Raw genomic sequence first — 13,107 nt, 5'->3', positions numbered from 1 at the left:
GCCGCAGTCTACACTCTTAAGCCATATCGGACACTTTTCCCGCCCATGAGCGACGACCCTGCCGAGTCGGTCACGGAACCAACTGCAGAAGACGACTCCGAAACGGCCACTAAGGTCGAGACGTCGGGGTTTGAAAACGCAGAGGTAGTCGATGTCGAGTCCGAATCGGACGAGCCGACGACCGACGCATCGGAAGAACTCGCTGACGAGGAGTCGGCCTCGACTGACGAGGAATCGGTCACGGTGTCCGACCGTGTGGCCGAGTACGACGACGAACTCGCGGCGGACGTTGCGGCACTCGAAGCACGCGTCGCAGACCTCGAAGCCGAACGCGACGAAGCCGCAGAGACCGCGTCAGAACTCGAAACACGCCTCAAGCGGACGCAGGCCGACTTCCAGAACTACAAGAAACGAGCGAAGAAGCGTCAAGACCAGATCAAAGACCGAGCGACCGAAGACTTCGTCGAGCGCGTCGTCACGGTCCGCGACAACCTCGTTCGCGCCCTCGACCAGGACGAGGACGCTGACATTCGCGACGGTCTCGAATCGACGCTCAAGGAGTTCGACCGCATCCTCCAGGACGAGAACGTCGAAATCATCGACCCCGAACCGGGGACCGACGTCGACCCGACGCGCCACGAAGTGATGATGCGCGTCGATAGCGACCAACCAGCCAACACGATTGCAACCGTGTTCCAACCCGGCTACGAGATGGCCGACAAGGTCATCCGCGCCGCACAGGTCACCGTCAGTAAAGACGAGTAACGGCCCTGTTTTTCCGATGGGGTGGCCTCGAACCCATCCAATTTCCGGGGAGGACTTTTCTTCTCACCCGTCGTCAGGTCGTACATGCGACTTCGCCCCGGTCGACGCCGTCCAACAGTCAGGGTCACCCAACACGGCGACCCGCTCGACGACGGCCTGCTATTCGTCCTCGGATGGGGTAACAAACCAACGCACCGAAGCGTCGAATGGCTCATCGACCGACTCACGTACGATGGCTATCGCGTCCACGCCGTCGAACTCCCGACCAACGGGTGGGAGTTCGAACAGCAGTACGTCGCGCCGGTGAGAGCCTACGCCGTCGACAGAGGCCTCGACCTCGTCCTCAGCCACAGCACGGGTGGTCTCGTCGCGTCGCACCTCGATTTAGCCATCCGAAACGTCTTCTTGAGTCCGTGGTGGGGGATGGCGCTCGATGGCTTCGACCGGTTCGTCTACCAACTCGTCACGCGCGTGCCGACGACGCGGCCGTTCGTTCCATCTGGAATCGAACGAACTGACCTCGGTGAACTAAAACTGGCCGAAGAGATGCGAGACGCGCCAGACACCGTCTCCCCGGCGTTCCTTCGTGCGATTCGGGGTGCGCAGGAGACGCTCCCACCGTTCCGGAAGACGGACGTGGTCTTCTTCACACCCACCGACCGCGTCGTCGACGTTCGCACGATTGGTGAACGGACGCCTGCGGACAATCTCGTCCCGTACGACGGTGGGCACGAATTCTTCGCCAGTGAAGGACGCGAACGAACGTTTACGAAAGTCCGGACCGCCCTCGAGGACGGCCCGGATTCGTTTCTCCCGACGGATGTCACACCGATGACGATGACTGACCAGTCGTAGTCTGGTCGAATGCCGCTTCTATCGACCGTCATCGAGTGACGACGACGGGGTGGAAAATGGGTGAGAAACACACAGTGAGCGGTTCTACATAAATCATCCGGCCTGTTTCGGTGGGAAAAATGGTAATCGCAAGACGACGGCGACTTGTTGAGGGAGTGTGTGTCACAGTATCTAGTAACCTTTAACCACCAAAGGACGGTATTTGCGTGCAAGATGGCGAGCAATAAGATTCTGGGTATCGACCTCGGTACCACGAACAGCGCGTTCGCGGTGATGGAGGGCGGCGACCCGGAGATTATCGTGAACGCAGAAGGCGACCGAACGACTCCCTCCGTCGTCGCGTTCACCGACGATGGTGAGCGCCTCGTGGGGAAGCCGGCGAAGAACCAGGCTATCCAGAACCCTGAGCGCACCATTCGTTCTATCAAGCGCCACATGGGTGAAGATGGCTACACCGTGGATATCGAGGGTGAGGAGTACACGCCAGAGCAGATTTCGGCGATGATTCTCCAGAAGATCAAACGCGACGCCGAAGATTACCTCGGCGACGACCTCCAGAAAGCCGTCATCACGGTCCCTGCATACTTCAACGACAAACAGCGGCAGGCGACGAAAGACGCCGGCGAGATTGCCGGCCTCGACGTCGAACGCATCGTCAACGAGCCGACCGCCGCGTCGATGGCGTACGGCCTCGACGACGAGTCGAACCAGACGGTTCTCGTCTACGACCTCGGTGGCGGGACGTTCGACGTTTCCGTCCTCGACCTCGGTGGCGGCGTCTACGAAGTCGTCGCGACGAACGGGGACAACGACCTCGGTGGGGACGACTGGGACGAAGCCATCATCGACTGGCTCGCGACCGAGTTCAAGAACGACCACAACATCGACCTTCGCGAAGACCGACAGGCGCTCCAGCGCCTGAAAGATGCGGCCGAAGAGGCCAAGATCGAACTCTCCTCGCGAAAGGAGACGACCATCAACCTCCCGTTCATCACGGCGACGGACTCCGGCCCGGTCCACCTCGAATACGACCTCACCCGAGCGAAGTTCGAGTCGCTCACGAAGGACCTCATCGACCGCACGGTCGAACCGACGAAACAGGCGCTCGAAGACGCCGGCTACGGCAAAGACGACATCGACGAGGTCATCCTCGTCGGTGGGTCGACTCGCATGCCGCAGGTCGTCGAAAAAGTCGACGAAATCCTCGGCGAAGAGCCCAAGAAGTCCGTCAACCCGGACGAAGCAGTCGCACTCGGTGCGGCGATTCAGGGTGGCGTCCTCGGCGGCGAAGTCGACGACATCGTCCTCCTCGACGTGACGCCGCTGTCGCTCGGTATCGAAGTCAAGGGCGGCCTGTTCGAACGCCTCATCGAGAAGAACACGACCATCCCGACCGAAGAGTCGAAAATCTTCACCACCGCTGCCGACAACCAGACGACGGTGCAGGTCCGCGTCTTCCAGGGTGAGCGCGAGATGGCGGCCGACAACGAACTCCTCGGCGAGTTCACGCTCTCGGGAATCCCACCGGCACCGGCCGGAACGCCGCAGATCGAAGTCAGCTTCAACATCGACGAAAACGGTATCGTCAACGTCTCTGCAGAGGACAAAGGCTCCGGGAACGCCGAGTCCATCACCATCGAAGGCGGTGCTGGTCTCTCCGACGACGAAATCGACCGCATGCAGCGCGAAGCAGAACAGCACGCCGAAGAGGACAAAGAACGCCGTCGCGCCGTCGAGGCTCGCAACGAGGCCGAAGGCGCAGTCCAGCGTGCCGAGACGCTGCTCGAAGAGAACGAAGAGAACGTCGACGACGAACTCCGCGCCGACATCGAGGCGGCAATCGAGGACGTCGAGGCGACGCTCGAAGACCCCGAGGCGTCCACCGAGGAACTCGAAGACGTTACCGAACACCTCTCGAAGGAACTACAGGAAATCGGCAAGCGCATGTACCAGCAGCAGGCACAGGCGCAGGCTGGTGGCCCCGGCGGTGCCGCAGGTGCCGAGGACGTCGACCCCGAAGACTTCGTCGACGCCGACGCCGACTTCGACGACGACGACGAGTAAACGCAGTCACTAACCGTCACTCGTCGGGACTTCCCGACGGTGTCGGGCAATTATGTTCACGACACTCCCGAATCGCTGTTCGAGAACCCGCTCGGCCGAGAGGCGCACTTTTCAAATACCTTCACCGGTTAGGGGTGAGTAACCGATGAGCGAGGACTTCTACGACGTGCTCGGGGTCTCGCGGGACGCCTCGAAAGACGAGATCAAGAACGCGTACCGCAAGAAGGCCGCGAAATACCACCCTGACGTTTCCGACGAGGACGACGCCCAAGAGAAGTTCAAGAAGATTCAGAAGGCCAAAGAGGTCCTCACGGACGACGAGAAGCGCCAGATGTACGACCAGGTCGGTCACGAGCGCTTCAAACAGGCACAGAAACACGGTGCCGGTGGCGGCGGTGGCGGCCGCGGCAACCCATTCGGCGGTGGCGGAAATCCGTTCGGCGGGATGGGTGGCGGCGGTGGCTTCGAGGACCTCTTCAACAACCTGTTCAACGGTGGCCGAGGCCAACAGCGGAACCGACCGCAGCAAGGGCGTGACGTCGCCCAGCGCATCAGTATCGACCTCGAAGACGCATTCAACGGCGTCGAACGCGACGTGACGATTCGTCGCCGCGAAGTCTGTCCCGAGTGTGACGGTGCGGGCCACCCCGACGACGCCGACGTGAACACCTGTTCCGAATGTGGTGGTTCTGGGCAGCAAACGACCGTTCAGCAGACGCCGTTCGGACGCGTCCAGCAGACGACGACCTGCCGCGCCTGTGGTGGCGAAGGCGAGACCTACAGCGAAGACTGTTCGGAGTGTCGCGGAAGCGGGCGCGTCCGTCGCACTCGCGACGTGACCATCACTATCCCCGCCGGATTCCGTGATGGGCAGCGACTCCGCTACCGTGGTGAGGGCGAACCCGGTGAGAACGGTGGGCCGAACGGCGACCTGTTCGTCGAAGTCTCGGTTCGCGACCACGACGAGTTCGAACGCGAGGGCGACGACCTCTACTACACGCATCCCATCTCCTTCCCGCAGGCCGTCTTCGGTGCGACTGTCGACGTCCCGACGCTCGACGGCGACGAAGAACTGAAGATTCCCGCGGGCACGCAAAGCGGGTCGTCGTTCAAAGTTTCCGGTGCGGGCATGCCCCACCTCGATGGCCGCGGGTCGGGCGACCTGCACGTCGAAATCCACGTCGTCACCCCCGAAGACCTCAACAAAGAACAGCGTGAGGCACTCAAGCAGTTCGCAGAAGCAGGTGGTGAAGAGGTCAAAGAAGGCCTCTTCCAGAAACTGAAGAACTCGCTGTAACGACGGTTGGGTCCGAACGCCGAACCTGACGACCACCTCGGCGGCTTTTTTCGCTCTGACTCCATACGCCATCGTATGGACGTTATCGGCGACCTCATGGCCCGCGACCGGCGAAGCGATAGCCTCGCCTTGCAGGTAGACGGCCCGGGCCGAACCTACACGTACTACGACTTCATCACCACGTCGTACAAGGCGGGGAACGTCCTCCGCTATCTCGGCGTTCGGAAGGGTGCGCGTGTCGCCGTCGAACCGGTTGCACTCCCCGAACCAATCCTGACGTTCGTGGGTGCTGCGCAGCTCGGCGCACAGACCGTCTTCGACCCGACTGCCGACGCACGGGCCGTCCTCGTCGACGTGGCCCGTGAGAGTGAGTTCGACCTTCCACCCGGACGCAAACTTGCGGTCTACAACGGCCCACCGGATTCTCCATCGACGACGCACTGGGAGAAAGAAGTGTGGAGCGAGAACCCTGCGGTGCACCCCGAAATCGTCGAACCCGGTGACGTTGCACTCGTCGCAGACGGCCACGAATACACGCACGGCGACCTGTTGACCGCGGCACAACAGGTCGTCTCGGAGTATGGCCTCGACGCCGACGACACCGTGGTGATTCGGTCCTCACTGTCGCATCCGGGGACGGTCGTCGCCGGAATCCTCGCCCCACTGCTCGCAGGCGGAACCATTCGTGTTCCCGACGGCGACGCACCGATAGACGATGCAGTTGCTGTCGGTGACTCTGTGCCGGAAGCGCGTTCGATTTCGCCCGACGACGCCGTGCGAGCCGATGAGTGAGAAAGTACTTACCGACCTCGCGACTGTCGAGAGACATGACTGACACGACTGTCGTCTCCGGCGACCGAGTCTCACTCCGTCCCGTCGAACGAGACGATGCGGGACTCCTCCAACGCTCGACGACAGACCCCCAGATTCGCGTCCCACTCGGTGCGCCCACCCCACAGAATCACCACGAAGCGACGACGTTCATCGAGACGACTGTCGAAGAGAGCGACAACATCGCATTCATCGTCGAGGTGGACGGCGAGTCAGTCGGATTCGTCATGGTCGAAATCCGCGAGTACGGTCGTCCGGAACTCGTCTACTGGCTGCTCCCCGACTACCACGGACAGGGGTATGGAACGGATGCAGTTGGATGCCTCGTCGACTACGTCTTCCGAACCGTCGACTGTCACGGCCTGCAAGCAGTCACGTTCGATTTCAACGACGCCTCGCGTGGCGTCCTCGAACACCTCGGATTCACCGAAGAAGGTCGATTACGTGAAGCGGCATTCGTCGACGGGTCGTACGTAGACGTCCTTCGATTTGGATTGCTCCGCCCAGAGTGGGAAGCCACTCAGTCGGACTGACCGAACTGGCTGGACTACCCCAACTGGCTGAACTAATCCAACTGGCTGGACTGACCTAACTGGCTGAACCAATCCAACTGACCGAACTGGTCGCTGTGTGCCGACCAATCCACGACTATTTGTGTTCCTTCACCGATTCGAAACGTATGTCCGACACGACAATCGTCGACGGTGAGCGTGTCTCGCTTCGTCCCACCGAACGCGACGATGTCGACATCCTCCAGCGGTCGATGACAGACCCACGAATCCGAATTCCACTCGGCTCTGAGCCACGAAACGAACACGAGACGACCGAATTCATCGAAGAGTACGTCGAAGGCGACGGGAATCTCTCGTTCGTGGTCGAAGCAGCGGACGAACGCATCGGCATCGTCGCCGTAAAGAGTCTCGAACCTGCCCGTCCCGAACTCGTCTACTGGTTCCTTCCCGAGTATCACGGACAGGGATACGGAACAGAAGCAGTGGGCTGTCTCGTCGACTACGTCTTCAAGACTGTCGATTGTCACGGCCTCACGGCAGTCGCGTTCGAGTTCAATCAGGGGTCCCACGGCGTTCTCAAGCGACTTGGTTTCCGCGAAGAAGGCCGGCTGAGAGAACACAGATTCGTCGATGGGTCGTACGTGGACGTGGTCCAGTTCGGTCTGTTGCGAAGCGAGTGGGACGAGAGTCGGTCGGCGTAACGCGAGTTCTCCCAGCTACAGATCCGAGAGCACTTCGTCGGCGTCGTCGAGGTACTGTGTTCGGTCGTCGTCAGTGTGTGCGAACGACAGGTGGTGTCGTTTGAACGGATTCGGCGTGAAGAAGTGATTCCGTTCGCGCATCCCTTTCGCGTACGCACGGAACTTCTCCTGGTCGAGGCCGACGATGTCCGTGTACTGGCGCGGTTCTCCGGTGACGCCGAACTGGACGCTGAAGATGCTTCTGTGGCCGACGACGCGCCCTTCGTGGCCGTGGTCTTCGAGGAGGTCACTGAGTCCAGCACGGTAGGATTCCCCGAGGTCGGTGACGTGGTCCTGGACACCGTCGTCTTCGATGATACGGAGCGTCTCTCGTGCGGCAGCGAGGCCGAGGAAATTCCCCGAGTAGGTCCCGCTGATGATGACGCCCGAGGTGTTGTCGCCGCCTGCTTGCGACATGAGCTTTTTCTTGCCACCGACGGCGGCGACGGGATAGCCGTTGCCGAGTGCCTTGGCGACACAGGTGAGGTCCGGGTCGACGTCGAACTCGCCCTGTGCACCGTGCGGAGAGTGTCGGAATCCGGTGATGACTTCGTCGAAGATGAGCGGGACGTCGTGGGCGTCGGTCTCCGCTTCGAGCGCGTCGAGGAACGCTTCGGTCGGGAGTAGACTCCCGACTGAGTGGGGGACGGGTTCGAGGATGACGCCTGCAAGGTCGTCGCCGTGTTCGACCATCACCTCGCGGAGTGCGTCCGGGTCGTTGAACGGGACAACGAGCGTATTGTCGACAGCGGCTTCGAGCATGCCATCAGACTCTGGATATCGTTCCCCGACGTGTTCTTCCGGGGGATAGACGCTGATATCGACGTAGTCGTGCCAGCCGTGATAACAGCCTTCGAACTTCAGAATCTTCTCGTTCCCTGTGTAGGCACGTGCGAGACGGATTGCGTGGTACGTCGCCTCGGACCCGCTGTTACAGAAGTTTACCTGCTCGACCGACGGGAGAAGTTCGACGATTCGCTCGGCAACTTCGACTTCGAGCGGGGATGTTGCCGCTCCGAAGAGGACGCCATCGTCGATGGCGGCCCGGGCGGCGGCATCGACAGCCTCGTGGCGGTGGCCGAGGATTATCGGCCCGAATCCCAGATGGTAATCGGTGTACTGCTCCCCATCGACGGAGGTGAGCGTGGCATCCTTCGCGGATTCGAACGCGATTTCTGTTGGATAGAATGCCTGTGCTCGCAACCCGGTCTGTGCGCCACCCGGGATGACGGTTCGGGACCGTTCGACGAGGGCGCGGCTTCGTGCTGTGCGACGTGGAGTGTTCTGGTCAGTCATCGGTTGTGAGGGCTGTGATGATGGGTCCGGACAGACCGGATGGCTGTTGGCGATACCACTGAGCGTGTGCCATTACTCGGCGTCTCCTCCTTCGGACTCTGCACCGACGTACTGGGTGACGTTCCCCATGTTCATCGCGACTGCGAGGACAACCGCGATGACGAAGACGATAAACGACGAGATTGCGTTCATCTTCGGCGCGCTGCCGTACTTGATCATCGAGAACATGGACGTGGTGAGCACGTCGGTCGTCCCGCGGACGAAGAACGCCCGAATGAAGTCTTCGAACGACCGAATCCAGGCGAAGAGGAATCCTGCCCCAATCGCGGGTGCGATGACGGGGAAGGTGATGTCACGGAACGTCGTAATCGGATCTGCACCAAGGTCGCGTGCAGCCTCTTCGAGTGACGTGTCGAACGTGTAGAGTCTCGACGTCACGATGAGGAGGACGAAGGGGAACCCGTAGACGCTGTGGGTCAAGACGATCGTCAGGAATCCCGGTGTGACGTTGAGGAGTGTCCGGAAGTAGATGAGCAGTGCGATGCCCGTCACGACGCCGGGGATGACCATCGGCAGGATACCGAAGGTCCGAAACACTTCCTTGTACGGGAAGTCGTATCGAGCGAGTGCGAAACTCGCCAGGACACCGATGACAGTCGCGATAATCGCTGCGAGTGTCGCGATGACGACGCTGTTCCCCAGCGACGCCATGAGTCCGGCGTCGGTGAACGTCGCTGCGTAATTGCCGAGCGTAAACCCGCGGAACGGGAAGAACGTACTCGTGTTCACGGTGAACGAGAGGATGAGCATCACCGCGAGGGGAATCCAGAGGAACAACAACAGAAGGCCTGCGGTCCCGTAGAGTCCGTAGCGGAGTAGTTTTGTCACCGTCTCGTTATCGAGTAGTTGCGACGATTCGTTGGAATCGCCGGTCTGTGTTGCCATGTTAGACACCTCCGATGTCTTCGATAGTCACGTAGCGGAACGCCACTGCGAACGCGATGACGATGGAGACGACGATGAACATCGACGCCGCACTCCCGTAGTCGATGGCGTACAGCGAGTTGATTCGCTCTTCGATGAACTGGCCAATCATCAGCACCTTCCCCTGGCCGAGGAACTGTGGCGTGATGAACGCCCCGAGTGAGGGAACGAAGACGAACAGACTGCCACTGATGATGCCGGGGAGGGCGAGTGGAACGATGACGTCTTTGAGTGTCTCGACCCGACTCGCACCGAGGTCACGCGCGGCCTCGACGAGCGAGAAGTCGAGGCCATCGAGACTCGCATACAGCGAGAGTAACATGTACGGGAAGTACGCGTGTGTGAGCCCAACGATGATGGGCATCGTCCCGTAGTTGAAGAACTCGAGTGGGCCGCTGGTGAGACCGATGTTCATGAGGGTACTGTTGATGACGCCGTTCGGGCCGAACATCAACAACCACGAGTACGCTCGCACGAGGTACATCGTGAAGAACGGCAACAGGACGAGGAAGATGACGATTTTGAACGTCCTGCCGTCACGACGTGCCAACAGATATGCGAGTGGGAACGCCAGCACCAGACAGAGCACCGTCGTCACGAAGGCGATACTGTACGACAGGACGAGCGACTTGAAGAAGGGCGCTTGCCAGAACGGACCATCGTACTCGAACAAGAGCCCGTAGTTCGAGAGCGTCGGTTGCCAAACGATTTGGTAGGCTTCGTTGACCTGCATGAAGCTCACGGAGATCATGAACGTGAGCGGAGCGACGAGGAGCAGGCCAAGCCAGATCAGACTCGGACCGAGTGTGATGCCGAGCGTCTCCCGCCTCCCACTGAGGCTTTTGAGGAGTCGTTCTCTTCGTGTCGAATCTTGTGTGGACATGTGGTGTGATAAGTAAGTTCAGAAGGGGGTCGCCGGGTTAGGCCGTCTTGACTTCTTCCCAGGCTTTGATCCACGCTTCTTCGTTTTCGACTGCTTTGAACGGGATGAAGCCGTCGAGGCGCGATGGTTCGATTTTTCCGTAGAGGCTGTTCTGCTCGTCGTTGAGGTTCTCCGTCGTGTTCGGGTTACAGCTCGGTGAGTAGCCTGCTTTGGCCAGTTCCGCACCGATGTCCGCGGAGATGTACTCGTTGATGACCTTCCACGCCATCGTCTTGTTGTCAGACTTTGCGGAGACGGCTGCACCTTCGAACCACGCGAGCGAGCCTTCCTTGGGAACGTACAGTTCGGTCGTCTCGTCGCCGTTAGACCACATCTCGACGATTTCGTTACGACCGGAGAGACCGATCGTATGGTTCCCTTGCTGCATCGACTTGATGTAGGTCGGGTCGGCGGCGATGTATCCCTGCAACAGCTTCTTCTGTTCGATGAGTTTCTCTTTGACCTTCTGAATCTGGTCTTCAGAGAGCGACACCTTGCTTCCCTCGAACGCGTCGGTGTACCCGAGATAGAGTGCCGCCGCACTCATCGATTTGAAGTGGTTGTCGTACATGATGATGTTCCCGCTGTGCTCTTCGTTCCAGAGTTCGGAGTAGCTCTTTTCGGGGTCTGGAATCTCTTCGGAGTTGTAGGACACACCGTACCAGCCGAACCGAATCGGTACGCCGTAGATATCACTGCCGTCAGAGAACTGGGAGTTCGCGAACTCTTTGAACTTACCGTACATCGAATCGAAGTTCGAGACGGCGTCTTTCTGGAGCGGTGCGACGAGGCCCGCTTCACGAAGCTTCGGGATGTAGTTGTTGTTCGGAATGACGATGTCGTACTGCTCGTCTTGTCCGGAGTTGAACGCCGAGAACATCTTTGCCGAGGACGTCCCCTTCGTGATGTTCAGTTTCACGTCGAGGTTGCTCTCGATCTGCTCTTTGAATTCGGCGTACTCTTCCCAGGTGTAGATGTTGATGGTCGCCGTGCCACCTCCAGTGAGACCGGTACACCCTGCGAGCCCGGTTATCCCAGCGGCCCCAGCTGCTTTCAATACCGACCGACGAGACGGCCGTTTCTTCGAACCTGACGTGCTACCACTGCCACTGTCATCGTGTGACATGGCAGCAAAGTGTTAACCAATGGGTATTAAATCTATTCAAATATTTCAGCAGTAAGTTGTTCTCGTTTCTATGGATACTGCTACAAACAAGAATAATTGTGAATTAGAACCCGCACCTTTATATTAACCAATTTTCCACTTAGTCCCATGGTGTCAGATGACACGTTGGTCGAACTGGCGGACGTCCGGAAGGAGTTCGGCGATGTGACTGCCGTAAAAGGAATCGACCTCTCGATTCGCCGCGGTGAGTTCTTTTCGCTCGTGGGGCCATCTGGCTGCGGGAAGACGACAACGCTCCGGATGATTAGCGGGTTCGAGACGCCGACGGCCGGTTCGGTCCACATCGAAGAACGGGACATGACTGGGTTCCCACCGGAGAAGCGAGACACGAATCTGGTGTTTCAGCACCTCTCGTTGTTCCCACACATGAGCGTCGCTGAGAACGTCGGATACGGGTTGAAAAAGAACGGTGTCGGTCCCGAAGAACGAGAAGAGAGCGTCAGAACCTACCTGGACCTCGTCGACCTCGACGGGTACGACGACCGCTCTCCAGCAGAGCTGTCCGGTGGCCAACAACAGCGGGTCGCACTGGCCCGCGCGCTCGTCAACGAACCGAGCGTCCTCCTCCTCGACGAACCGCTTTCGAGCCTCGACCGCAAACTCAGAAAACAGATGCGAGTCGAACTGCGGAAGATACACGAGAAGACCGAGGGTGCGTTCTTCTACGTCACACACGACCAGGAGGTCGCGATGACGCTCTCTGACCGCGTCGCCGTGATGAACGAAGGGGAGATCGAGCAGGTTGGAACGCCCGAAGAGATCTATCGGAATCCAGCGACACCGTTCGTCGCAGATTTCATCGGCGACACCAACCTCCTCTCCGGTCGTGCACAGGCGAACGGTGACAGCACACACGTGACCGTCGGTGGAGCACTCGAATTCGACACCGACGAAGACGTGTCCGGCGACGTCACCGTCTCGGTCCGTCCAGAAGGCTTCTCACTCGCGACGAACGGAGACGGTGTCGAGGGAACGGTTCGAGAACGATACTTCCAAGGCGACCAGACCCGTTATGTACTCGATATGGACGCGGAACTTCCGAATCTCCAAATCGTGATGCAAGGTCGCAAAAGCCCGGTCGAAACCGGGGAGACAGTCGCTGTGACAGTCGACGATGACGCACCGGTCGTGTTCGATACAACCGCATCGTAGATGAGTGGATTTTCACTCGACGACACGGACCTCGAAATCCTGCAATCGCTAGACCGACGGGGCGAACTCGACGCTGAAGGGCTTGCAGAGAAACTCGGCGTGAGTCCGTCGACGATATACTACCGGGTCGAACAGTACCGCGAGCATGGATTTCTCCGGGGTCCGGTCTTCGCACTCGATGCGAACGAACTCGGATTCGAACTCACGGCAATCACAGAGGTAAAGTGTAGCTACGGCCCGGAGTACGACGAGATTGCCGAACGTCTCAAGGAGATTTCGGGCGTCCAGACGGTCTACCACATGCTCGGTGACATGTCGTTTCTGCTCATCTCGAAAGTGTCCAATCGCGAACACCTCGAGCGAGTCGTCGGCGCGGTCATCTCGATGGAGGGCGTCGAAGATTCGTCGACGCACATCGCACTCAAAGAACTCGACGACGATAGCGTTCTCACCAGCTACAATCAGGCGGACCTCGAACACATCCTGGACGAGTAACGCGCGGG

Annotated in this window: 13 protein-coding genes; 9 read left to right on the top strand and 4 right to left on the bottom strand. The window is 59.6% G+C overall.

Going from position 1 to position 13,107, the window contains the following annotated elements; genetic code table 11:
• Positions 1-45: 45 nt before the first annotated feature.
• The 7 genes from ACK3SC_RS08985 (at position 46) to ACK3SC_RS08955 (ending at position 7,025) form a co-directional block, all read left to right on the top strand.
• Positions 46-765, top strand: a complete 720-nt coding sequence (locus ACK3SC_RS08985) for a nucleotide exchange factor GrpE (RefSeq protein ID WP_416839776.1) — start codon at positions 46-48, stop codon at positions 763-765.
• An 84-nt stretch (positions 766-849) separates the two neighbouring features.
• Positions 850-1,620 carry an alpha/beta hydrolase gene (locus ACK3SC_RS08980; RefSeq protein WP_416839775.1) on the top strand — a complete coding sequence of 257 codons (771 nt, stop codon included), beginning with the start codon at positions 850-852 and terminating at the stop codon, positions 1,618-1,620.
• 213 nt (positions 1,621-1,833) lie between these two features.
• Positions 1,834-3,684 carry a molecular chaperone DnaK gene (gene dnaK, locus ACK3SC_RS08975; protein WP_416839774.1) on the top strand — a complete coding sequence of 617 codons (1,851 nt, stop codon included), beginning with the start codon at positions 1,834-1,836 and terminating at the stop codon, positions 3,682-3,684.
• Positions 3,685-3,829: 145 nt separating this feature from the next.
• A complete protein-coding gene (gene dnaJ, locus ACK3SC_RS08970; RefSeq protein WP_416839773.1) occupies positions 3,830-4,981 on the top strand; it encodes a molecular chaperone DnaJ in 1,152 nt (383 codons plus the stop codon).
• 75 nt (positions 4,982-5,056) lie between these two features.
• Complete coding sequence (locus tag ACK3SC_RS08965) at positions 5,057-5,773, top strand: acetyl-CoA synthetase (protein ID WP_416839772.1); 717 nt, start codon at positions 5,057-5,059, stop codon at positions 5,771-5,773.
• Positions 5,774-5,808: 35 nt separating this feature from the next.
• Positions 5,809-6,345 (top strand): GNAT family N-acetyltransferase, encoded by a 537-nt coding sequence (locus tag ACK3SC_RS08960; protein ID WP_416839771.1) that lies wholly within the window; start codon positions 5,809-5,811, stop codon positions 6,343-6,345.
• Positions 6,346-6,491: 146 nt separating this feature from the next.
• Positions 6,492-7,025 (top strand): GNAT family N-acetyltransferase, encoded by a 534-nt coding sequence (locus ACK3SC_RS08955; RefSeq protein ID WP_416839770.1) that lies wholly within the window; start codon positions 6,492-6,494, stop codon positions 7,023-7,025.
• A gap of 15 nt (positions 7,026-7,040) precedes the next feature.
• On the opposite strand, the gene ACK3SC_RS08950 is transcribed toward ACK3SC_RS08955, so the two are convergent.
• From ACK3SC_RS08950 to ACK3SC_RS08935, 4 genes are all read right to left on the bottom strand, one after another.
• Positions 7,041-8,360: an aspartate aminotransferase family protein gene (locus ACK3SC_RS08950; protein WP_416839769.1), complete on the bottom strand. Its 1,320-nt coding sequence runs from the start codon at positions 8,358-8,360 to the stop codon at positions 7,041-7,043.
• 72 nt (positions 8,361-8,432) lie between these two features.
• A complete protein-coding gene (locus tag ACK3SC_RS08945) occupies positions 8,433-9,305 on the bottom strand; it encodes an ABC transporter permease (RefSeq protein ID WP_416839768.1) in 873 nt (290 codons plus the stop codon).
• A 1-nt stretch (position 9,306) separates the two neighbouring features.
• Positions 9,307-10,227, bottom strand: a complete 921-nt coding sequence (locus ACK3SC_RS08940; protein WP_416839767.1) for an ABC transporter permease — start codon at positions 10,225-10,227, stop codon at positions 9,307-9,309.
• Positions 10,228-10,264: 37 nt separating this feature from the next.
• A complete protein-coding gene (locus ACK3SC_RS08935; protein ID WP_416839766.1) occupies positions 10,265-11,392 on the bottom strand; it encodes an ABC transporter substrate-binding protein in 1,128 nt (375 codons plus the stop codon).
• A 147-nt stretch (positions 11,393-11,539) separates the two neighbouring features.
• Here ACK3SC_RS08935 and ACK3SC_RS08930 point away from each other — a divergent pair, with 147 nt between their 5' ends.
• Complete coding sequence (locus tag ACK3SC_RS08930) at positions 11,540-12,604, top strand: ABC transporter ATP-binding protein (protein ID WP_416839765.1); 1,065 nt, start codon at positions 11,540-11,542, stop codon at positions 12,602-12,604.
• Positions 12,605-13,099 carry an Lrp/AsnC family transcriptional regulator gene (locus tag ACK3SC_RS08925; RefSeq protein ID WP_416839764.1) on the top strand — a complete coding sequence of 165 codons (495 nt, stop codon included), beginning with the start codon at positions 12,605-12,607 and terminating at the stop codon, positions 13,097-13,099.
• Positions 13,100-13,107 lie beyond the last annotated feature (8 nt).

Origin of the sequence: Haloferax sp. DFSO52, assembly GCF_048158745.1 — an archaeon.
GTDB lineage: Archaea > Halobacteriota > Halobacteria > Halobacteriales > Haloferacaceae > Haloferax.
The sequence above is the reverse complement of the archived record's forward strand: the minus strand, read 5'-3'. Positions and strand labels throughout refer to the sequence as shown.